At 57.1% G+C, this 21,921-nt stretch carries 23 protein-coding genes; 10 read left to right on the forward strand and 13 right to left on the reverse strand.

Annotated elements, in window-relative coordinates; all coding sequences use genetic code 11:
• Window positions 1–243: 243 nt before the first annotated feature.
• Both AC2FLO_RS01940 and AC2FLO_RS01945 read left to right on the forward strand, forming a co-directional pair.
• Window positions 244–474, forward strand: coding sequence for a type II toxin-antitoxin system CcdA family antitoxin (locus AC2FLO_RS01940; protein ID WP_480539822.1), 231 nt, complete (start codon window positions 244–246; stop codon window positions 472–474).
• Complete coding sequence (locus AC2FLO_RS01945) at window positions 474–773, forward strand: CcdB family protein (protein WP_480484665.1); 300 nt, start codon at window positions 474–476, stop codon at window positions 771–773. Before AC2FLO_RS01940 ends, AC2FLO_RS01945 begins: the two co-directional genes overlap by 1 nt.
• Before the next feature lie 54 nt (window positions 774–827).
• On the opposite strand, the gene AC2FLO_RS01950 is transcribed toward AC2FLO_RS01945, so the two are convergent.
• From AC2FLO_RS01950 to AC2FLO_RS01965, 4 genes are read right to left on the reverse strand one after another with little or no spacing between them, the layout of a single operon-like run.
• Window positions 828–1,772 carry an ABC transporter substrate-binding protein gene (locus AC2FLO_RS01950; RefSeq protein WP_209506853.1) on the reverse strand — a complete coding sequence of 315 codons (945 nt, stop codon included), beginning with the start codon at window positions 1,770–1,772 and terminating at the stop codon, window positions 828–830.
• Window positions 1,773–1,816: 44 nt separating this feature from the next.
• Entirely contained in the window at window positions 1,817–2,824 is a 1,008-nt protein-coding gene (locus AC2FLO_RS01955; RefSeq protein ID WP_480588693.1) for an ABC transporter permease, read from the reverse strand.
• Window positions 2,824–4,347, reverse strand: coding sequence for a sugar ABC transporter ATP-binding protein (locus AC2FLO_RS01960; protein WP_480508298.1), 1,524 nt, complete (start codon window positions 4,345–4,347; stop codon window positions 2,824–2,826). Before AC2FLO_RS01960 ends, AC2FLO_RS01955 begins: the two co-directional genes overlap by 1 nt.
• A 41-nt stretch (window positions 4,348–4,388) precedes the next feature.
• Window positions 4,389–5,942 carry a UxaA family hydrolase gene (locus tag AC2FLO_RS01965; RefSeq protein WP_480588695.1) on the reverse strand — a complete coding sequence of 518 codons (1,554 nt, stop codon included), beginning with the start codon at window positions 5,940–5,942 and terminating at the stop codon, window positions 4,389–4,391.
• A gap of 81 nt (window positions 5,943–6,023) precedes the next feature.
• Here AC2FLO_RS01965 and AC2FLO_RS01970 point away from each other — a divergent pair, with 81 nt between their 5' ends.
• The 6 genes from AC2FLO_RS01970 to AC2FLO_RS01995 all read left to right on the forward strand — a co-directional run bounded on the left by AC2FLO_RS01970 (window position 6,024) and on the right by AC2FLO_RS01995 (window position 10,811).
• A complete protein-coding gene (locus AC2FLO_RS01970) occupies window positions 6,024–6,761 on the forward strand; it encodes a GntR family transcriptional regulator (protein WP_496754684.1) in 738 nt (245 codons plus the stop codon).
• Window positions 6,758–7,810, forward strand: coding sequence for an aldo/keto reductase (locus AC2FLO_RS01975; protein ID WP_496754682.1), 1,053 nt, complete (start codon window positions 6,758–6,760; stop codon window positions 7,808–7,810). The genes AC2FLO_RS01970 and AC2FLO_RS01975 overlap by 4 nt, the downstream gene beginning before the upstream one ends.
• Window positions 7,800–8,228 (forward strand): RbsD/FucU family protein, encoded by a 429-nt coding sequence (locus tag AC2FLO_RS01980; RefSeq protein WP_480588698.1) that lies wholly within the window; start codon window positions 7,800–7,802, stop codon window positions 8,226–8,228. Before AC2FLO_RS01975 ends, AC2FLO_RS01980 begins: the two co-directional genes overlap by 11 nt.
• On the forward strand, window positions 8,225–9,055 hold the full coding sequence (locus AC2FLO_RS01985; RefSeq protein WP_496754680.1) for an amidohydrolase family protein: 831 nt from the start codon (window positions 8,225–8,227) through the stop codon (window positions 9,053–9,055). Before AC2FLO_RS01980 ends, AC2FLO_RS01985 begins: the two co-directional genes overlap by 4 nt.
• 139 nt (window positions 9,056–9,194) lie before the next feature.
• A complete protein-coding gene (locus tag AC2FLO_RS01990; RefSeq protein ID WP_496754678.1) occupies window positions 9,195–9,950 on the forward strand; it encodes an SDR family oxidoreductase in 756 nt (251 codons plus the stop codon).
• A gap of 18 nt (window positions 9,951–9,968) precedes the next feature.
• On the forward strand, window positions 9,969–10,811 hold the full coding sequence (locus AC2FLO_RS01995) for a fumarylacetoacetate hydrolase family protein (RefSeq protein ID WP_496754676.1): 843 nt from the start codon (window positions 9,969–9,971) through the stop codon (window positions 10,809–10,811).
• A gap of 69 nt (window positions 10,812–10,880) precedes the next feature.
• On the opposite strand, the gene katG is transcribed toward AC2FLO_RS01995, so the two are convergent.
• Window positions 10,881–13,061: a catalase/peroxidase HPI gene (gene katG, locus AC2FLO_RS02000; protein ID WP_480588702.1), complete on the reverse strand. Its 2,181-nt coding sequence runs from the start codon at window positions 13,059–13,061 to the stop codon at window positions 10,881–10,883.
• 107 nt (window positions 13,062–13,168) lie between these two features.
• Between katG and AC2FLO_RS02005 the strand changes: the two genes are divergently transcribed.
• Window positions 13,169–14,101, forward strand: a complete 933-nt coding sequence (locus AC2FLO_RS02005) for a hydrogen peroxide-inducible genes activator (RefSeq protein WP_480588703.1) — start codon at window positions 13,169–13,171, stop codon at window positions 14,099–14,101.
• A gap of 31 nt (window positions 14,102–14,132) precedes the next feature.
• On the opposite strand, the gene AC2FLO_RS02010 is transcribed toward AC2FLO_RS02005, so the two are convergent.
• The 3 genes from AC2FLO_RS02010 to AC2FLO_RS02020 are packed head-to-tail and all read right to left on the reverse strand — an operon-like array spanning window position 14,133 to window position 15,985.
• The gene (locus tag AC2FLO_RS02010) at window positions 14,133–14,468 is read right to left on the reverse strand and encodes a carboxymuconolactone decarboxylase family protein (RefSeq protein ID WP_480588704.1); all 336 of its coding nucleotides are present in this window, start codon (window positions 14,466–14,468) and stop codon (window positions 14,133–14,135) included.
• Window positions 14,469–14,479: 11 nt separating this feature from the next.
• Window positions 14,480–15,235, reverse strand: coding sequence for an amino acid ABC transporter permease (locus tag AC2FLO_RS02015; protein WP_267365874.1), 756 nt, complete (start codon window positions 15,233–15,235; stop codon window positions 14,480–14,482).
• Between the two features lie 9 nt (window positions 15,236–15,244).
• Window positions 15,245–15,985 (reverse strand): amino acid ABC transporter ATP-binding protein, encoded by a 741-nt coding sequence (locus AC2FLO_RS02020; protein WP_480588705.1) that lies wholly within the window; start codon window positions 15,983–15,985, stop codon window positions 15,245–15,247.
• A gap of 121 nt (window positions 15,986–16,106) precedes the next feature.
• Here AC2FLO_RS02020 and AC2FLO_RS02025 point away from each other — a divergent pair, with 121 nt between their 5' ends.
• Window positions 16,107–16,877, forward strand: a complete 771-nt coding sequence (locus tag AC2FLO_RS02025) for a transporter substrate-binding domain-containing protein (RefSeq protein WP_496754672.1) — start codon at window positions 16,107–16,109, stop codon at window positions 16,875–16,877.
• Between the two features lie 73 nt (window positions 16,878–16,950).
• On the opposite strand, the gene AC2FLO_RS02030 is transcribed toward AC2FLO_RS02025, so the two are convergent.
• From AC2FLO_RS02030 to AC2FLO_RS02050, 5 genes are read right to left on the reverse strand one after another with little or no spacing between them, the layout of a single operon-like run.
• Window positions 16,951–17,907 carry a dipeptide ABC transporter ATP-binding protein gene (locus AC2FLO_RS02030; protein ID WP_496754671.1) on the reverse strand — a complete coding sequence of 319 codons (957 nt, stop codon included), beginning with the start codon at window positions 17,905–17,907 and terminating at the stop codon, window positions 16,951–16,953.
• Window positions 17,904–18,881, reverse strand: a complete 978-nt coding sequence (locus AC2FLO_RS02035; RefSeq protein WP_480508272.1) for an ABC transporter ATP-binding protein — start codon at window positions 18,879–18,881, stop codon at window positions 17,904–17,906. Before AC2FLO_RS02035 ends, AC2FLO_RS02030 begins: the two co-directional genes overlap by 4 nt.
• 4 nt (window positions 18,882–18,885) lie before the next feature.
• Window positions 18,886–19,788, reverse strand: coding sequence for an ABC transporter permease subunit (locus AC2FLO_RS02040; protein ID WP_496754669.1), 903 nt, complete (start codon window positions 19,786–19,788; stop codon window positions 18,886–18,888).
• A complete protein-coding gene (locus tag AC2FLO_RS02045; RefSeq protein ID WP_480588708.1) occupies window positions 19,788–20,795 on the reverse strand; it encodes an ABC transporter permease subunit in 1,008 nt (335 codons plus the stop codon). Before AC2FLO_RS02045 ends, AC2FLO_RS02040 begins: the two co-directional genes overlap by 1 nt.
• Complete coding sequence (locus AC2FLO_RS02050; protein WP_496754667.1) at window positions 20,795–21,889, reverse strand: M24 family metallopeptidase; 1,095 nt, start codon at window positions 21,887–21,889, stop codon at window positions 20,795–20,797. Before AC2FLO_RS02050 ends, AC2FLO_RS02045 begins: the two co-directional genes overlap by 1 nt.
• Window positions 21,890–21,921 lie beyond the last annotated feature (32 nt).

Below are 21,921 nucleotides of genomic sequence, written 5' to 3' on the forward strand. Positions count from 1 at the left end.
GACCAACTCATGCAGAAAAACGGACCCTTCAAAAACCTCTTCGACCAACAGTTCAATAAACACAAACAAAAAGTCGCAGAATAATCGGGGAGGCAAGAACTGAGCGCAAAGCTCTTTTCAGGCCAAAAACCTCCTGATTGCCACGTGACATTGAACAGAGGGCTTCCACGCTTCACGTAATATGCGCATGTTTGACGCGCATATCGTGTGATGGTAAAATGGCGCAGTTCAGAGGGTAATCAAATGAATGCTCCATCTCGTAAACCGACAAATCTATCACTGGATGGCGATATGCTGTCCGAGGCGCGGGATCTGAAGATCAATCTTTCCCGCGCAGCCGAAGACGGCATTCGGGCCGCAGTCGCCAGTACAAAAGCTGAGCGCTGGAAAGCCGAAAACAAGGCCGCACTTGAGAGTTCCAACGCGTATGTCGAGCGTAATGGCTTACCGCTGGACACCTACCGACAGTTCTGATGCCAAAATACGACGTGTTCCCCAACCCGTCAGGTGACGGGTATCTTCTGGACATCCAGAGCGATCTGCTGAGCGGGTTGAACACACGCGTCGTCGTGCCCCTGCTTCCCGAAGCGACCGCGCCGATCCCAGCCACCCGGCTCAATCCCGTCTTTGATATCCAGGGCAAACCGTTTGTAATGGCAACCCAATTCATGGCTGCCGTTCCGGTGGGCATTCTGAAATCGCCGGTCGACAACCTTGATGATCACTTTGCGCAGATCACCGCCGGCGTCGACATGCTAATGCAGGGATTCTGACAAGCTTCTGGCCCTTGGAGAACCAAGAGCCAGGAACAAGTATGACAATGAAGATCAGTCGTACAGCACTGCCGCGATCTTTGGATCGTCGATGTTGGATGCGTCGTAATAGTAGAACCCGGTATCAATCAGGGCAGGAACTTCTTCGCCCTTCATCGCGGCCACAGCAGCCTTGACGGTTTCATACCCGATGCCCACGGGATTCTGAGTGATTGCACCCGCCATCAGCCCGCTTTTGATCGCATCTTTCTGGGCCTTGCCACTGTCATATCCGATGATGACTAGCCCCTCGGTCCCCAGTTCCTGCACCCCGTTCACCACACCGATGGCCGAGCCTTCGTTGGTGCCGAAGATGCCATTCAGATCGGGGTTCGCCGTCAGGATCGCTTTGGTCACCTCGGTCGATTTCAGGTGGTCACCCTGACCGTATTGAACCGTGACAACTTCGATGTCCGGGTATTTTTCGGCAATGCGATTGACGAAGCCGTCGCGCCGGTCGATGCCTGTGCGGCTGGTCTGGTCATGTGCAACAACGGCCACTTTGCCTTTGCCGCCGATCATCTCGGCCATCTTGTCCGCAGCTAGCGCAGCCGCGGCCTGATTGTCTGTTGTTGCTGTAGAAACCGGAATGTCGCTGTCAACGCCACTGTCAAAGGCAATGATCGGAATGCCCTTTTCATCAGCTTGCTTCAACAGTGGAATAGCGGCCTGGCTGTCCAGAGCGGCAAAACCGATGGCCTTGGGGTTATTGGCCAAGGCCGCCGCCAGCATGTCGATCTGACGATCCACCATGGTTTCGTTGTCCGGGCCTTCAAAGGTGATCGTGACACCGTATTCCTCGGCGGCCTGTTCCGCACCGGACTTTACCGCCTGCCAGAACTGGTGCTGAAACCCTTTGGACACCAGCGGAATATATATGTCTTCCGCTGATGACATAGTTGCAGGTATCGAAAGGCTGGCCGCACTCAGGGCCCCCAAAATGAAACGACGTGTTAGCATGTCTTCTCCTCCAGTTGGTCTTCGTTTCTGATTTTTGTGACTGTTCAACCTGTCTTCCTGCGCCGCGCCATATCGGCATAAACGGCCAGAATGATGATCGCGCCGGTGACAACGGTCTGCCATTCCTGCGCGACGGACAGCACCCGCAAACCATTGGTCAGAACTGCCATGATCAGGGCACCGATCAGGGTTCCAAGGATTGTACCACGCCCACCGGACAGGGACGTGCCCCCGATCACGACGGCAGCGATGGCTTCCAGCTCGTAGCCAAGCCCCAGTGCGGGCTGCGCCGAATTCAGTCGCGACGCGATCAGAATTCCACCGATACCGCAGATCCCACCTGCCAGAGCGTAAATGCGCATCTTCCAAAGATCGGTATTCACCCCCGATAGGCGCACCGCCTCTTCGTTTGATCCCAGCGCAAAGGTGTATCTGCCCAGAACCGTGCGCCCCAGAATGTACGAAGCTGCAATGGCAACAAGGAAAAGGATCAGCACGCCATTGGGGATCGGCAATGCGGGAAAAACCTCTCCGATCAGCGACCCGCGCGAAATCTGGTCAAAGCCCGGCGTGTCGTTGAAGTAGATGGGCCGCGTGCCGGATATCACCAGCGACAACCCTTTTAGGATCAGCATCATACCCAGCGTGGCAATGAAGGGCGGGATTTTCATCTTGGCGACAAAGGTGCCCGAGCACAGCCCGCAGAACGCACCCGCCGCAATCGCTGCCGTAACCCCCAACAACAGTGGCATTCCGAGATAGGTCAGCACGACACCGGCGATAACGGCACAGAACGTCATCAGAGTTCCCACGGAGAGGTCGATCCCGCCAGTTATGATGACCAGTGTTGCAGCAACCGCCAGCACCCCATTGACCGATGTCGCCTGCAAGATGGCGATCATGTTCGAAGTTTGCATGAAGTTCGGCGACGCGATTGAAAACCCGATCAGCAAGGCAATCAAGCTGGCGAAGGCCAGCAGCTTTTGGTAGGCGCCGCTTTCCGAGAGCCCCGCCAGCGGGCTTTTCTTTTCGATTTCCGTTGCTGAGGTCATTACGCTGTTCCTGTTATCTGCATCGCCGCCGCCCGCTGCGTCGCCAGATGCATGATGTCTTCCTGAGTGGTGGCTTTGCCGCCCGGCAAAATGCCGGTCAGTCGGCCTTCGCACATCACGGCAATGCGATGGCTTAGGCGCATGATCTCGGGCAGTTCCGACGAAATCACGATGATCGTCTTGCCTTGACCGGCCAGTTCTTCCAGCAGCTTGTAGATTTCAGATTTTGCGCCCACGTCGATACCGCGCGTGGGCTCATCGAAAATCAGGATATCGCAATCCCGCAGCAGCCATTTGGCAATGACAACTTTCTGCTGATTGCCGCCGGACAAAAGACGCACCTCCTGCGTGTCCGAAGGCGTGCGAATGCCCAGCTGCGTGATGTAACCCTTGGCCGTCGTGCTGATTTCACCATCGTTCAGAACACCGACACGTCCGGTGAACATATCCATCGACGCCAGGGCAACATTGTCGCGAACGCTCATCCCGGTGGCCAGGCCGAAATGCTTGCGATCCTCGGAAAGATAGCCAATGCCCGCCTTGACGGCATCGGATGGCGTGCGGATCGAGACCACCTGCCCATGCACCCGGATTTCTCCGCTATCCTTCGGATCTGCCCCGAAGATTGCCCGCGCAACTTCGGTACGTCCGGCACCCATCAACCCGGCAAAGCCCAATATCTCACCCTTCAGCACCGAGAAGCTGACATCGCGGATTTCGTGACCCCGACACAGTCCGGTCACTTCCAGCGAAACTTCCGCATCGCTCAGATCGGGGGGAACCAGCGGCTCTTCCTTGACTTCGCGACCTACCATCATCGCGATAATCTGGCTGATCGGCGTTGCTGCCGCGTCAACGGTGCCAACGTACTCTCCGTCGCGCATCACCGTAACCCGGTCAGCAATCTGCTTCAGCTCATCCATTTTGTGGCTGATATAGACAATGCCCACGCCTTCAGCCTTCAGACGGCGGATGATCACGAACAGCTCGGCAATTTCAGCATCGTTCAGGGCCGCGGTCGGTTCATCCATGATCAGAACCCTGGACCGGTAAGAAAGGGCCTTGGCGATCTCGACCATCTGTTGTTTCGCAATGGTCAGACTGCCGACCTGCGCCTTGGGGTCGAGGTTTAGGTTCATGGATGCGAAAATCTCGGCCGTCTGTACATTCAACGCAGCATCGTTCAGTCGGCCAAACCGTTTACGAGGTTCGCGGCCGATAAAAATATTCTGTGCCACCGTCAGATCATTCATCAGGCTCAGTTCCTGATGGATGATGCCGATACCCAAAGCCTGCGCCTCGCGTGGCGTGGTTGGGTTTGCATCACGCCCTTCGATTTGCAATGTGCCACCGTCGCGCTGATAAATCCCCGAGAGGATCTTCATCAGCGTGCTTTTTCCCGCGCCGTTCTCACCCATCAGCGCATGTACTTCACCGGGCACCAGATCGAACTGCACTGATTTCAGCGCATGGACTCCGGGAAAGTGTTTCTCGATCCCCGACATGTCGACCAGTTTTGTCATTTATCCTCCCAAACACCCCTCTCCCCAAGGGGTGGTGCCGCCTACATCACCGCGCCGATTTGCCAGGGCACAAATTCGACCCCACCAAAGCCAAGTTCTTCGCTTTTTGTTTGTTCACCCGATGCGACGCGGATCAGCATTTCGAACAGCTCTTCGCCTTTTGCCTCAATGCTCACACCGTCTGTGACGATATCCCCACAGTTCAGATCCATGTCTTCCGACATCCGGGCATACATTTCGGAGTTGGTTGCAAGCTTGATGCAGGGTGTTGGTTGATATCCCGAAACCGAGCCCCGCCCGGTGGTGAACACGATCAGGTTCGCGCCTGACGCTACCTGCCCCGTGACCGAGCATGGATCAAAACCGGGGCTGTCCATGAAAACAAAGCCGGCCTTGTCGATTTTCTCGCCGAACTTGTAAACACCGCGCAAGGGCGCGGTGCCGCCTTTGGCGACGGCGCCAAGCGATTTCTCAAGAATGGTCGTCAACCCGCCACGCTTGTTGCCGGGGCTTGGGTTGTTGTTCATCTCGCCGCCGTTGCGGTGAGTATATCCCTCCCACCAGCGAATGCGTTCGATCAGCTTTTCGCCGACCTCAACGGTCTCGGCCCGCCGGGTCAAAAGGTGTTCCGCGCCATAGATTTCCGAGGTTTCGGACAGGATCGTCGTACCGCCATGCCGCACCAACAGATCCGACGCATAGCCCAAAGCAGGATTGGCGGTGATCCCGGAATAGCCATCTGACCCGCCGCATTGCATTCCAACCGTTATCGCACTGATCGGCGCAGGTTTGCGTTCGGCCTTGTTCGCGAGGTCGGCAATCCCGCGCAGCTCGTTCAATCCACGTTCAATGGTACGGCGTGTGCCGCCCTCACTCTGAATGGTCATGTAACGCAGCACGCCATCAGGACGGATCGGACGACCCCCAACCAGATCGGCCACCTGCATCACTTCGCACCCCAAACCGATCAGCAGGATACCGGCGAAATTCGGGTGCTGGGCATACCCAGCCAATGTCCGAAACAGTGTGGCGTAGCCTTCATCTTTGCCCGACATGCCGCATCCAGTGCCATGAACGATCGGGACGATACCGTCCACATTCGGGTACGCGTCCAATAAGCCCCGTTTCTCGGCGGCTTCGGCGATGAACCGCGCCACGGAGCCTGAGCAATTCACCGTTGTCAAAATGCCGATGTAGTTGCGCGTGCCTACCTTGCCATCGGCGCGGTGGAAGCCCTGGAAGATACGGTCGCCTGAAATCTCGGGCAGCGGCGCGTTCGCGCTTGCATATGCGTAGTCCTGCTGATGCGCCCCCATACCCAGATTATGGACATGAACATGCTCGCCCGCGGCGATATCCGCTTTGGCCTGACCTATGATCTGTCCATAGCGGATCACATTCTCACCCGCCGCAATCGGGGCGGTGGCGATCTTGTGCCCGCGTGCGATGTCCGTGGGAAGCCGTATCGATATCCCATCCGGTTGCGCGTCGGCCTTCAGGTCGCGCAACGCGATGATCACGTTGTCATCCGGGTTCAGCCGGATTGTGTCACGGGCCGGGCCTCCCGGGGTTTTGATCTCTGAAACTGGGTGCATGGATTCCCCGCTTGTTCGCCACAGAGCTACGGGGATAATCCACTCTTGTCAACTAACATGTTAGTATGATAGTTCAGATTCATGAACGACCCATACGACATTGACGCCACCCGCCTGCCCGACATTTCAACATTTGAGGGATCGCTTGCGCAGAGGGTTTACCAATCCATCAAACAGGCGATCCTGGCACTGGATTTCCCACCCGGTGCCAATCTGAGAAAGGCACCGATCTGCACGCGCCTGGGTGTATCCCGCGCACCTGTCGCGGACGCCATCACCAGGCTTGCCGCAGAAGGGCTGGTGGATGTGGTGCCGCAATCGGGTACACGCGTGTCCTATTTCTCGATGGATGAGATCCGCGAAGGCGCCTTTCTGCGAGAGGCCCTGGAGCTGGCAACAGTGGCCAAGGTTGCGCGTGACCTGACCGATTATCAGCGCAAAAAGCTGAGCCGCAACGTGCGCCTGCAAGAGCTGTTGATCGAAGATGACGACATTGCCGGGTTCTATCACGCGGATGAGGAATTCCACGCCCTGTTGATGGCGTTCACCGGGATGCTGCGCCTGCCGGATGTAGCGCAGGCCGTGTCGCTGCAGGTCAGCCGCGCGCGGATGTTGCTGTTGCCGACACCCGGCCGCATCGCGGAAACACTGGCCGAACACCGGGCGATATTCGATGCCATCAGCGCCCATGATGAACGTGCAGCACAAGACGCCATGCGCCATCACCTTGGGCAACTGATGCCTCGGATCGAACGGCTACAACAGGAAAGACCGCAGCTGTTCAATTTAAACCCCCAAAACACCCGAGAGGCAGGATGACCGTTTCGCAAACCGCCCTTCTGAACAACAGGACGTCCTGGCCCGTGACACTAACCCGCATGGGGTTTGGCGGGGCGCCTTTGGGCAATCTTTATCGCAAGGTCTCGGATGCTGATGCGCAGGCTGCGTTGCAATCCGCTTTTGACGCAGGCATCCGGTTCTTCGACACCGCGCCGCAATACGGGTTGGGGCGGTCCGAGTATCGCTTTGGCGAAGCGATCAGGCGGTTTGGGCGTGAGAACATTCAGCTATCGACCAAAATCGGCCGCCTGCTGCTGGATTGCGAACCACATGAGGTGACGCCTGAAGCGTTTGTAGACGTACCACAGAAACGCATTGTGTTCGACTATACCTATGACGGCGTCATGCGGTCATATGAGGCAAGCCGGGACCGGATAGGTGTTGCCAATGCGGACATTCTTCTGGTGCATGACGTCTGCGCTTTCAGTCAGGGCAGTCAGGAAATGTCAGACGCCAAAGTACGTGAGTTGTTCGATGGCGGCGGGTACAAGGCGCTGGTTGAACTGCGCGATGCAGGTGAGATCGCTGCGATTGGCGCGGGTGTGAACGAATGGCAGGTTTGCGAAAAACTGCTGGGTCTTGGCGATTTCGACGGGTTCCTGCTGGCAGGTCGGTATACGCTTTTGGAGCAGCAAGCTTTGGACAGTTTTCTGCCACTTTGCGAGAAACGCGATGTGGGCATCATTCTGGGCGGGCCGTATAACTCAGGTATCCTCGCCACCGGAGCGGTGCCTGGGGCCAAGTATAACTACTCCGATGCGCCTGAGGATGTTCTTGAACGGGTGCGCAGGATCGAAACTGTCTGTGCGGCCCATGACACACCGTTGATCGCAGCCGCGCTGCAATTTGTTTTGGGACATCCCGCCGTGAAAACGGTTGTTCCGGGCGCTGTCAATGCGGCCGAGGTTCAAGCCAATGTCGCCCTGCTGGAGCGGACTATCCCCGCCCAGCTTTGGTCAGACCTGCGTACCGAAGGCCTGATCCGGCCAAATGCCCCCTCGCCCAAGGAACCTGTCAATGCTGCGTAACCTCGACCCGCTGTTGTCTCCTGAGTTGCTGTACGCCCTGCGCGCCATGGGCCATGGCGATGACATCGTTATTGCGGACGCCAATTTCCCAGGCTCCAGCCTTGGGCCTGACTGCATCCGTGCGGATGGTTCAACGGCAAGTGATCTGCTTGGCGCTGTGTTGTCTGTCATGCCGCTGGATACATTCGTGCCCGACCCCGTGCTGACCATGCAGGTTGTCGGTGATCCCGAAGCCGTGCCCGAGGCCGTCGCGGATTTCCAGAAGATCATCGACGCGCAGGCTGACAACCCCGCGCAAATTCAGGGTCTGGACCGGTTCGACTTCTACCAACGCGCGGCATCCGCATTTGCCATCATTCAGACCGGCGAGCGCAGGCTGTACGGCAACATCATCCTGAAGAAAGGCGTGATCGCGTGAAGATCGACGCCCATCAGCATTTTTGGGCACTGGCGCGTGGTGACTATGGGTGGCTGACACCGGACTTGAGCCAGATTTACCGGGACTTCGGGCCAGATGATCTTGCGCCGTTGTTGCAAGCACAGGGCATCGACGGGACAATTCTGGTTCAGGCAGCGCCGACCGTTGCCGAAACGGAGTACCTGTTGTCACTGGCGGACAAGACACCTTTTATCAAAGGTGTGGTTGGCTGGGTCAATTTTGACACTCCGGATGCGAGCGCGCAAATCGCCAAGCTTGCCGCTCATCCCGCTTTGGTTGGTCTGCGGCCAATGATTCAGGATATCGCTGATCCGAACTGGATGCTCGGCGCAGCACTGACGCCTGCCTTTGATGCCACCCAATCTAACGATCTGACTTTCGATGCCCTCACCCTGCCCCAGCACCTTGGGCCGTTGCGTCAACTTCTTGCGCGGCACCCGGACATGCGGGTTGTGATTGACCATGGCTCAAAACCTCTGATCCGGGAGGGTGTACTTGACGGGTGGGCCGAAGACATGGCCGCCATCGCGCGGGACACCAACGCGTTCTGCAAACTGTCCGGTCTTGTCACCGAAGCTGCGCCTGACTGGACGGTTCGGGACCTGTACCCCTATGTGGATCACCTACTGAACACGTTCGGACCATTGCGGTTGATCTGGGGCAGCGACTGGCCTGTCTGCACACTGGCCAGCAGCTATGAACGATGGATCGATGCAACCGATGAACTGCTAAACGCACTTTCCTCCAATGACCGTGCGGCCATCCTTGGAGGGAATGCGGCCAAGGCATATCACATCAGGATTTGACGGTGCTGCATTGAACCCCAAACAACCGACGCACAGCTTTGCGCCCGCTGATCCTGCCCAATCTTTTCCCTGAGGCGCGAACAACAAGGCAGTTATCCCCAACACACCACCCGGCTTCGGGAAAATCATGAGGACCAGAATGACATCGCATCAGCCTTCTGACCGACTAAAAGGCAAAACCGCATTCATCAGCGCCGCTGGACAGGGCATCGGACGTGCCACGGCCGAACTGTTCGCAGCCGAAGGCGCGCATGTCTTTGCCAGCGACATCAACGAAACCACTTTGGCCGGGCTTTCGGAGATCGACAGGATCTCTCCAATCCATCTCGACGTGACAGACGCGCATGCCGTGAAACGTGCCGTAGCTGAATTGCCACCGCTGGATATCCTGTTCAATTGCGCGGGTTACGTGGCAAACGGGACCATTCTTGAGTGCGAAGAGGACGACTGGGATTTCAGTTTCGATCTTAATGTGAAGGCCATGTATCGCCTGATCCGTCTGACCCTGCCCGCGATGTTGAACAACGGCGGGGGGTCGATCATCAATATGTCCTCGGTCGCCTCGTCGATGAAGGGTGTTCCGAACCGGTTTGTATATTGCGCATCAAAGGCTGCCGTAATTGGCCTGACCAAGTCGATCGCCGCCGATTTTGTCACGCAGGGCATCCGGTGTAATGCCATCTGCCCCGGCACCGTCGACAGCCCCAGCCTGCACGAGCGTTTGCGGGCGACGGGCGATTACGAAAAGGCGATGACGGATTTCATCGCCCGCCAGCCAATGGGGCGCATTGGGACTGCCGACGAGATTGCCGAACTGGCGCTCTACCTTGCGAGTGAAAGCAGCGCGTTTACCACAGGTCAGCCCTTTGCCATTGATGGCGGATGGGCGATTTAATCTGAAAGGGATCACAATATGAAACTACTGCGGTTTGGCGCCTTGGGTGCAGAAAAGCCCGGGTTGCTGCACGACGATGGCACAATTCGCGACCTGTCAGGCGTCATCGACGATATATCGGGTGATGTTCTCAACGACGAAGGGTTGGCGCGACTGCGCGCGCTGGATGCACAGGACTTGCCGATCGTTGAAGGCAACACCCGTTTAGGGGCTTGTGTCGGCCAAGTGGGCAAGTTCATTTGCATCGGCCTGAACTATGCCGACCACGCGGCAGAAAGCGGTATGGAATTGCCGCAGGAACCTGTGATCTTTTTCAAGGCGACATCGGCCATTATCGGGCCGAACGACACGGTGGAAATCCCGCGCGGGTCCGTCAAGACCGACTGGGAGGTCGAATTGGGCGTGGTGATCGGCAAGGAAGCGAAATACATCTCCGAGGCCGAAGCGATGGATCACGTCGCGGGCTATTGTGTGGTCAATGACCTGTCGGAACGTGATTTTCAGCTTCACCGCTCGGGGCAGTGGGTCAAGGGCAAGTCGGCAGACACATTCGGCCCCATCGGTCCATGGCTGGTGACGCGGGACGAGGTTGCAGACCCTCAGAACCTGCCGATGTATCTTGAGGTCAACGGCCACCGTTATCAGGATGGCTCGACCCGGACGATGCATTTCGGGGTGGCAACTGTGATCTCACACCTGTCGCAATTCATGTCCCTGCAACCGGGCGATGTGATCTCGACCGGAACTCCGCCAGGTGTGGGCATGGGGCAAAACCCGCAAGTCTATCTGAAACCCGGCGACACGATGGAATTGGGCATCGAAGGCCTGGGTGTTCAAAAACAGAATGTGATCGCGGGATAATCGGGCACTATCAGATGTCAGCCCGAACACAATATCAGGCGAGGTTTCCCTCGCCTGATAATTTTCGACTTAGGCTACCAGATCGAACCGGTCGTTGGTCATAATCTTGGTCCAGGCCGCCACGAAGTCGCGCACGAACTTCTGGGCATTATCGTCCTGGGCATAGACCTCGGCGTAGCCACGCAGGATCGAGTTCGAGCCGAAGACCAGATCCGCGCTGGTAGCGGTGAACCTGACCTCACCCGAGGCACGGTCACGCAGCTCATATGTGCCGCCGTCAACCGGGTGCCAGCTGAGCGACATATCCGTCAGGTTGACGAAGAAGTCGGTGGTCAACTGACCCACGCGATCCGTGAAGACCCCATGCGCCGAGCCGCCATGATTGGCGCCCAGCACACGCAGGCCACCCACCAGAACCGTCATTTCCGCAGCGGTCAGACCCAGCAGTTGCGCGCGGTCCAGCATCATCGCCTCGGGTGATACCGCGTATTCCTTCAGCTGCCAGTTTCTAAACCCGTCCGCCAACGGCTCCAGCACCGAGAAGCTATCGGCATCGGTCTGCTCATCCGTTGCGTCGCCGCGACCGGCCGAGAACGGAACCGTCACGTCAAAGCCTGCGGCTTTGATCGACTGTTCCAGACCGACGTTACCCGCCAGAACGATCACGTCGGCGATCGAGGCACCGGTTTCCGCTGCAATCGGCTCCAGCACGCCCAGCACTTTTGCCAGACGCTCGGGCTCGTTCCCTGCCCAGTCTTTCTGTGGTGCCAGACGGATACGCGCACCATTTGCGCCGCCGCGTTTGTCCGAGCCACGGAAGGTACGGGCACTGTCCCACGCGGTGGTGATCATCTCGACCGCGGTCAGACCACTGTCGGCGATCTTTGCTTTGACGGCATCGACGTCATACCCGGTCGAACCGACAGGGATCGGGTCCTGCCAGATCAGCTCTTCTGACGGGACGTCTGGGCCATAGTAATTGACACGTGGCCCCATATCGCGGTGGGTCAGCTTGAACCACGCGCGGGCAAAAGTGTCAGCAAAGTAATCCGGGTCAGCCATGAACTTCTGACAGATCGCGTTGTAAATAGGATCGATCTTCATTGCCATGTCCGCATCGGTCATGACCGGCATACGCCGAACCGAAGGGTCGGTCGGGTCGACCGGCTTTTCCTCTTCCGGCATGTCGATGGGCTGCCACTGTTGTGCACCCGCGGGCGATTTACCCAATTCCCACTCATAGCCGAACAGGTAATCGAAAAAGCCCATATCAAATTTGGTCGGGTTTTTCGTCCACGCACCCTCGATACCAGAAGTGAACGCGTTGGTTGCCTTGCCGTTTTGATCGGGGTTGTCCCATCCCAGACCCTGACCGGAGACCGGGCAGGCTTCGGGTTCGGCGCCGATATGATCGCCCGCCATCGCGCCATGCGCTTTGCCGACCGTGTGACCACCACAGGTCAACGCGGCGGTCTCTTCGTCATTCATCGCCATGCGGGCAAAGGTTTCGCGGATGTGCAGCGCAGTTCTTGCTGGATCCGGGTTGCCGTTCACACCTTCTGGGTTCACATAGATCAGGCCCATATGCACCGCGCCCAGCGGGTTTTCCAGCGTTCCGGGTGTTTCCAGATCGCCATAGCGGTTCTCGGACGGGGCCAACCACTGGTTTTCCGACCCCCAATAGACGTCTTTTTCCGGGCCCCAGATATCTTCGCGGCCAAAGCCAAAGCCAAAGGTCTTCAGACCCATGGATTCGTAGGCAACCGTTCCCGACAAAACAATCAGGTCTGCCCAGGACAGCGCGTTGCCGTATTTCTTTTTCACCGGCCAGAGCAGACGGCGCGCTTTATCAAGGCTGGCATTGTCCGGCCACGAGTTCAGCGGTGCAAAACGGATGTTGCCCGAACCTGCGCCGCCGCGACCATCCCCCAGGCGGTACGACCCGGCAGAGTGCCACGCCAGACGGATCATCAGGCCGCCATAGTGGCCCCAATCGGCTGGCCACCAGTCCTGACTGTCGGTCAGCAACGCTTCGACGTCAGCACGAACAGCATTGAAATCCAGCCCTTTGACCGCTTCGCGGTGGTTGTAATCCGCGTCCATCGGGTTGGTGCGGGTGTCGTGCTGGCTCAGAATGTCCAGGTTCAGCGCATCCGGCCACCATTTGGTGACAGAGTTGCCTGTGCCCGTGTTCCCGCCATGCAAGACTGGGCAGCCGCCGGATTGATGATTGTGGGGATTGCCGTCCATTGAAAATCTCCTGAGTATTTACTGAGGGGTTCAGATGTCTTGACTCGTATCCCAAAGTTTCGATAATTGGAAATTTGTAATTACTATCATTGTGATTAGTTTTTTCTATGAAGTCACTCACGCTTAAACACCTGCGCTACTTTGAAGCGCTTGCCACCTACCGCCATTTTGGCAAAGCCGCGGCGGCCAGCGCGATTTCGCAACCCGCGCTTTCCATACAAATCAAAGAGCTGGAGGCCATCATGGGTGGCCCCTTGGTCGAACGCGCAGCGCGCGAGACGCGCCTGACCGCGCTTGGCGAAGATGTCCTAAAACATGGCCGCGAAATCCTGACGCGGGTCGAAGATTTGGGGAATCTTGTGCAATCTTCCGCTGGTCCCTTGTCGGGTCGCATCAGAATCGGGGTCATCCCCACCGTCGCGCCTTACTTGCTGCCATCAATCATCAAGGCACTGTCGCAACGATTCCCACAGCTGACGATCGAGCCCAAAGAGACCATCACCCAAACCCTGATCGGCGAAATTTTGGACTCAAGACTGGATTTTGCCGTTGTCGCTTTGCCGGTATCGGAGCCCAGCCTTCGAGAATTTTCGTTGTTTAACGAAGACTTTCTGCTGGTTCGCCCGGCGCGGGACGCCGGGTTGCCAATGCCAAGTTCGTCACAGCTCAGAACGATGCGGCTGTTGTTGCTGGAAGAAGGGCACTGCTTCAGAGATCAGGCGCTTTCCTTCTGTTCGATCCGCAATATCGAACCGCAGCACATTATGGAGGGCAGTTCTCTGTCCACACTGGTGCAGATGGTCGGGGCGGGCATCGGTGTAACGCTGATACCGGAAATGGCCGTGGGACTGGAAACCCGGTCTGCCGATGTGTCCATCGCCCGCTTTCAGGACACCCCACCAACCCGAACCATCGGCCTGATCTGGCGAAAGACCAACCCGCTGGGCGAAAACCTTCTGAAAATCGGTGCAATTATTCGCAAAACCGCAGAAGAAAACGCGGGAGGCATGGGGCAAATGAAACCGGAACCAAACGGCTGATCACAATCCGCTTTGGTGATTTGCGCGGCAATTACCCGGAAAACACATCATAAGCCTTCAACGCTTTGGCGCTGTAAGCATAAGACGGCCCGCCGCCCATATAGGCCGCCATCGCCAATGCCTCGCACATTTCGTCTCGGGTTGCACCCAGCCGGACAAGGGAACGCACGTGAAACCCTATGCAGCTGTCGCAGCGGGTCGCAATGGCGATGCCAAGGGCCATAAATTCCTTGGTTTTCTCACTTAGTGCGCCATTGGTCTTGGCGGCCTTGCCCATGATGCCAAAGCCGCGCACGGTTTCGGGCACTTCCTTTGAAAAGGTTCCGATATTGGCCTCGGTCTCGGCCATGAAAGCTTTCCAGTCCATATCCATTCTCCTTATCCGCGCTCGTCCGCGCCCATACGACGCTCCAGCCAGCGCACACCCGCACTGATGATCAGAACCAGGATCAGGTATTCAAAGATCAACAGGGTATAGATTTCCAACGGGCGGTATTCCGTAACCACCAGCTCATTCGCGCGGCGGGTCAGTTCCTGCATCCCGATGACGCTGGCGAATGCACTCATCTTTACGATGTAGATGAACTGGTTTGCCAAGGGCGGCAGAATGCGCCGGATTGCCTGCGGCAGGATCACGTAGCGCATGGTCTGCACATAGTTCAGCCCGATGGTCTGCGCCGCTTCGCTTTGACCGCGCGCAATGGATTGAATGCCTGCACGGTAAATTTCCGCAGTGAAGGCGCTGTCGGAAATCGCCAGGGTGATGATTGCACCCCAGAACGGGTCAATTGGTACGTTCATGCCCATCGACTTGAACACGATGGGCAAGCCGTAAAAGACCCAAAACAGCATCGGCAGCAAGGGAATGGCCCGAATGAATTCAACGTAAACACGGTTGACCAGCCGCCAGCCACGTTTTTCGGACAATCCCGGCAGGGCCACCAGCAATCCGATGACGATCGACAGCACGGCGGCGATCAGTGAAATCTGAATCGTTGCACCCATCCCCGAGATCAGGAATTTCACATTGATCCACCCCGATGCTGTAGTCGGGTCGATCACATACCAGCCCCAGGTCTGGGATGAAGAACAGCCTGCCAGCAGCAAAGGTACGATTAGTAGAAGTTTTTTCATCTGCCCCTCTCAGTGCTGCAGTATCTGAGACAGGAATTTGCGACAGCGGTCAGACTGAGGGTTGGTAAAGAAATGCTCCGGCTTGCCTTCTTCGACAATCTCACCGGCATCCATGAAGATCATCTTGTCGGCAACTTTGCGGGCAAATCCCATCTCGTGGGTCACGACCACCATGGTCATGCCCTCATTCGCCAGCTCAACCATAACTTCCAACACTTCCGAGATCATCTCGGGGTCCAGAGCCGACGTGGGTTCATCGAACAACAGCACGCGCGGTTCCATGCATAAGGATCGCGCGATGGCCACGCGTTGCTGCTGACCGCCAGACAACTGCATGGGCTTTTTGTCCGCCTGATCGGGGATATGTACCCGATCCAGATAGTGGCGCGCTTTTTCTTCAGCCTCTTTGCGGCCAAGACCGCGCGCCTTGATCGGACCCAACGTCAGGTTTTCCAAAACGGTCAGATGCGGAAACAAGTTGAATTGCTGGAACACCATTCCGACCTCGGACCGTATGGTTGCCGCAGACTTAGCGTCATCCGTCAACTCGACCCCATCCACCCGAATAGTGCCTTTCTGGTGTTTTTCCAACCGATTGATACATCGAACGATCGTCGATTTTCCTGATCCAGAAGGCCCACAGATCACCACCTTTTCACCGCTGTTGACCGTCAAATTGATGTCCTTGAGAACGTGAAACGTGTCGAACCACTTGTTCACGTCCACAAGTTCGATTGCGGCGTCTGGCATAAGATGAACGGCCTCCGTTTTAGTCCCAGTATAATATTTTCTTGAGGTTATCTTTCCCTTTGCGCTTAAATCAATGAACAATACGGCCACAAGCTCGAAACATAACCAACAGGAGACGTTTATGAACACCTTTTTGAAAGTCGCGGCTGCGGCCGTGCTTGGACTTGCAATGTCAGGTGCCGCGCAGGCGCAATCTGCGCTGAACGAAGTGCTGGATTCCGGCGTGCTCAAAGTTGGGACCACAGGTGACTGGAACCCGATGACACTGCGCGACCCGGCAACAAACAGTTACAAAGGTTACGACATCGACATCATGAATGCATTGGCCGCTGATCTGGGGGTTGAGGTCGAATATGTGCCAACCGATTGGAAAACTTTGGTGAATGGCGTGGTCGCGGGTAAGTACCACCTGACCGGGTCGGCATCAATTTCACCACCGCGGATGAAAGTTGCGGGTTTTTCCGACAGCTATATTTCTGTGGAACTCTACCCCTACACCACCAAGGACAAGGCCGACAAATTCGACGGCTATGACTCGATCAACCAGGCTGATGTGAAGGTCGCCACGACTTTGGGCACCACGTTTGAAAAACGGGTCCGCGAATGGTTCCCGAACGCCGAGATCAAAGTGGTTGAGGCCCCGGCCCGCGGTTTTCAGGAAGTAATCGCCGGTCGTGCTGACGTGTTCATCACTTCGAACATCGAGGGCTCGACACTAGAGGAGAAGTTTCCTGTTATCCGCGTGAAAAACGCCGGCGCCCGTTCACCCTCGCCGATTGCAATGATTCTGCCACAAAGCGATCAGATCTGGATCAACTATGTGAACAACTGGATCGAGGTTAAAAAAGCAGAAGGCTTTTTTGAAGCAAACCGCGAGAAATGGGGGCTCTGACGCCTTCAAGGACGTGCGGACTTCCTGACGCCCGGTCCTATGGCCCGGGCGTTTTCGTCTGCCATCTGGTTCTTCAGAAAAGAGGGTGCAGACACGCGACCTGATGGGTTTCGTCATCCAGTTCAGGCAATGTTTGCCTGCACTGGTCCGTCGCAAGCCAGCATCGTTGCGCAAAAGCGCACCCTTTCGGGATATTCATCGGTGACGGCAATTCGCCTTCCAGCTTGATCCGCTCTTTCCGGGCATCCGGGTCGGCACGGGGCGTCGTGGAGAGCAACGCCTTGGAGTACGGATGTCGGGGTGCCGCGAACAGCTGCTCTTTCGGGCCTTTTTCAACCGCGCGCCCCAGATACATGACAATCACGTCGTCGGCGAAATGCCGGACAACCGACAAGTCATGTGAAATGAACAGGTAGGCCAGGTTCAGCCGTTCCTGAAGATCGACCAGCAGGTTCAGGATCTGCGATTGAATCGAAACATCCAGCGCCGAGACAGGTTCATCCAGAACCAGCACCTTGGGATCCAGCATAAGCGCTCGCGCAATGGCGATCCGCTGGCGCTGCCCACCCGAGAACATATGCGGATAGCGGTCATAATGTTCCGGGCGCAGACCCACCATCTCGATCATCTTGCGAGCGTGCTTTTCGCGATCGGCGGCTGTCATCTGTGGCCGGTTGATAATCAGCGGTTCCTGCAGGATCTGCCCGATGCGCTGACGCGGATTCAACGAGCTATAGGGGTCTTGAAAGACGATCTGTACCGTCTCTCGCATCTTGCTCCATTGCGAAGGGGTAATATCGACCCCGTTGATCGTCAGGCTGCCCGAGGTAGGTTCTTCGATCATTGTAATCAGTCTGGCCAGCGTAGACTTGCCACAGCCTGACTCTCCGACAATGGCCAGTGTTTTTCCTGGCAGCAGGTCGAAATCCACCCCCGACAGTGCCTTTACGGTAGCGGGTTTGGACAGCAACCCACCTTTGACCGTGTAAAACCGGGCCAGGTCTTTGGCCTGAACGATAGGTGCGGTCATACCAGCTCTCCGGCGGCAATCTTTTCAACATGGTGACAGCGCGCCTTGCCAAACGCCTCGGCATGAGGTCTCGGCGGGGTTTGTGCGCAGGTCGCATCGGCAAAGCGGCACCTTGGGCTGAAAAGGCATCCTTTTGGACGGTCGAATTGCCCCGGGACAACACCTGAAATCGTCGGCAGAATCTTGGACGTCGCCCGCTCCGGCAAAGCACTTAGCAGGGCCGTGGTATAGGGATGGCGGGGGGTTCGGAACAAATCCCTGACAGGCTGTTCTTCAACCTTTTGCCCAGCATATTGCACCTGAACCCGCTCGGCGGTTTCCGCAACGACACCCATGTCATGGGTGATCAGAACAAGACCCATGTCATGCTCATCACGCAACCGGATCAACAGGTCCAGAATCTGCGCCTGAATGGTCACGTCCAGCGCGGTGGTCGGTTCATCTGCAATCAGCAGCTTGGGCTTGCAGGCAATGGCCATCGCGATCACAACCCGTTGGTTCATGCCCCCTGACATTTGATGCGGAAAGGTATTCAGACGGCTTTCAGGCGCGGGAATGCCAACCTGATCGAACAATTCGACCGCACGCTCATGACGCTCTTTTCGGTTCAGGCCAAGGTGGATGCGCAATGCCTCTTTGATCTGGAACCCGACAGTAAAACAGGGGTTCAGCGAGGACATCGGTTCCTGAAAGATCATCGCCATGTCCTTGCCAATGATCTTGCGCCGTTCGCGGGCCGAGATACCGGACAGGTCACGGCCCTCAAAGCTCATCTCATCGGCGGTGATCGTGGCGGTCCAGGGCAGCAGGCCCATCAGTGCCAGCATCGACACGGACTTGCCCGAACCGCTTTCGCCAACGATGGCCAGCAACTCGCCTTTGTCGACCGACAGATCGACACCGTCCACGGCGCGAAAACTGCCGGAAGATGTGGCGAACTCGACAGTCAGATTACGGATCTGCAAAAGGCTCATGCGATCAGCTCCGCTTCAGTTTCGGGTCCAGCGCATCGCGCAACCCGTCGCCCATCAGGTTGATGGCAAGTACGGTGACCAGGATTGCGAGACCGGGGAAGGTTACAACCCACCATGCGCGCAGGATGAACTCGCGCGCTTCAGCCAGCATGGTGCCCCATTCCGGCGTGGGGGGCTGCGCGCCCATGCCCAGAAACCCAAGGGCCGCCGCGTCCAGAATGGCAGTCGAAAAAGACAGGGCCGCCTGCACGATGATCGGTGCCAGGCAATTGGGCAATACCGTGATGAACATCAGCCGCGACTTGCCAGCACCGGCCACACGGGCCGAGGTCACATAGTCTTTCTGCCGTTCCGCCAGAACCGACGCGCGGGTCAGGCGCACGTAATGCGGCTGGAACACGATGGCGATGGCGATCATCGCGTTGGTCAGTGATGGGCCCAGAATAGCGACCAGAACAAGGGCAAGCAGCAGAGACGGGAAAGCCAGGACGATGTCCATCACCCGCATGATCAATGTATCAACCCATTTGGGTGCAAACCCCGACAGAAGTCCGACCATTACGCCGCCCGTCACGGCAACACAGACCACAACGATCCCCACAAAGAAGGAATAGCGTGACCCCATGATCAGCCGCGACAGCATATCCCTGCCCAATGGATCGGTACCCAACGGGAAGGCCCAGCTTCCACCTTCCTGCCAGGCAGGGGGTTGCAGGATATGGTCCCGGAACTGTTCGGTCGGATCATAGGGGGCCAGCAATGGGGCAAAGGCCGCACAGAACACAAATCCTGCAAAGATCCACAACCCAATCACGGCACCCCTATTTTCGCTGAAATAGTACCAGAACTCTCGCAGTGCGCTGGGACGATTTTCGGCTATTGGCTGGGTCGAAGAAAACTCGGTCATCATCGTCTCCGGATTTTGGGGTTGATGATGCCGTACAGGACATCGACTAGCAGGTTTACCAACATCACGATCACCGCGATCATCAGCAAACCCCCTTGCACTACCGGGTAATCCCTGCGGAAAATACTATCGACCATCCACTTGCCGATGCCCGGCCAGCTGAAGATGGTTTCAGTAAGAATTGCCCCCGCCAGCAATGTACCAACCGACAACCCGATCACCGTGACAACCGGTATCAGCGCGTTACGTAGCGCATGCAGCCCGTTTACCCGGGTCGGCGACAACCCTTTGGCGCGTGCGGTGCGGATATAATCCTCACCCAGTACCTCTAGCATCGCCGACCGGGTCTGACGCGCGATCACGGCCAGCGGAATAGTGCCCAGCACAATCGTAGGAAGGACCAGATGACGAACGGCCGACCCGAATGCGCCTTCCTGCCCGGACAATAGACTGTCGATCAGCATAAAACCGGTGACACTTGGGAAGTAATAAAGCAGGTCGATCCGGCCGGACACCGGTGTCCAGCCAAGATTGCCCGAGAACACGATAATCAGCAGCAGCGCCCACCAGAAGATCGGCATCGAGTATCCGACCAATGCCGAGGACATCAGTGCCCTGTCAAAAAACTTCCCCCGGTTCACCGCCGCAATCACTCCGGCAGGCAGACCCAATGCAATGGCGAAGATCATGGCGCAGAGCGAAAGTTCCATTGTCGCGGGGAACAGCGAAAAGAACTCCTCCCAGACCGGTTTTTTGGTGACAAAGCTTTCGCCAAGATCGCCCTGCAATACCCCGGCAAGGTATTCCCAGTATTGCTGCAACACCGGTTTGTCGAAACCCAGCTTTTCCACCATTTCCTGATAGCGTTCTTCAGTCATGCCTCGCTCGCCGGCCATGACGATGATCGGATCACCCGGCAGCACCCGGATGAACATGAATGAGATCAACGTCACGCCCAGAAAAGTCGGGACGAACAGGCCAATGCGGGTGAGTAAGTAACCAAACATCAGCGACCTATGATTGTAAGCTCTTTGGAGAAATGGGTCAGCGACCGGCAACCATCCGCAGTGACAAGCACGTCATCTTCGATGCGAACGCCAAAACTTTCGAGCGCGTAGAGACCTGGTTCATTCGTCCAGACCATGCCCGGCAGAATTTTCTGGTGGTTTCCGCGCATGATATAAGGCGCCTCGTGCACATCCCGGCCAAGCCCGTGACCCGTTTTGGTACGTATACGATCCGCAAATGGCGAGGCCTCGAGCACGCTGATGACCGCATCGTCGATGTCATGGGCCGTTGCACCCGGGCGGCAGGCATCGAATCCGGCTTTGTTGGCGCGCAGAACGGTATCGTAGACTTCCCTACCCTCGTCCGATACGTCTTGAACAAAGAAGGTTCGCGTGATGTCAGCGGCAAAACCATCTTTGCAGGCGCCGAAATCGAACAGTAACGCGTCGCCTGCCCTGATCTGGTAGTCGCTGCGCGCTTTCCCATGCGGCCGTGCAGAATTGTCGGCAGCCGCCACGATGGGCGAAAACGCCAGAGACTCGGCTCCTTCTGCAAACAGTGCCTGTATCAGAGCCTGCTCGACCTGTTTTTCAGTCTGGCCGATGCGCACATCTGCAATCACACGACCCAGAGCACGTTCCGAGATATCGATGGCCGCCTGCATCGCAGCAATGTCTTCATCGGTTTTGATAATGCGCAGGCCCGAGATTTCGCGTTCACCGTCAACGATCCTCAAGTCCGGCATAGCACGGGTAAAAGCCGCAGAGACAAAAACCCGCATCACCTGACCTTCCACCGCAAGCGAGCGGATCGGCATATGTGCGGCCAAAACAGTAAACGCATCGTCATAACCGGTCTGATCGCGCCAATCGAAAACAGCGCCCTCGAACCCGACAAGATCCCATGACGCCAGTTCCAGATTGGGCACAATCGCTGCGGCCTGTCCCTCGGCTGGGACAACAACCACGAAGGGCCGTTCGTGGCTCATGAAAGCTTGTCCCAAAGCGCGGGTGAAGTTTGGGCCAGGTACAAGAGCTAATGCGTCGACTGACAGGTCCCGCGCCAGTTGACGATATTCGGACAGATCCGGCATTCAGGCCGACCTCCTCAATAAAAAAGCCGGAG

The organism is Ruegeria sp. TASC047 (assembly GCF_059612445.1).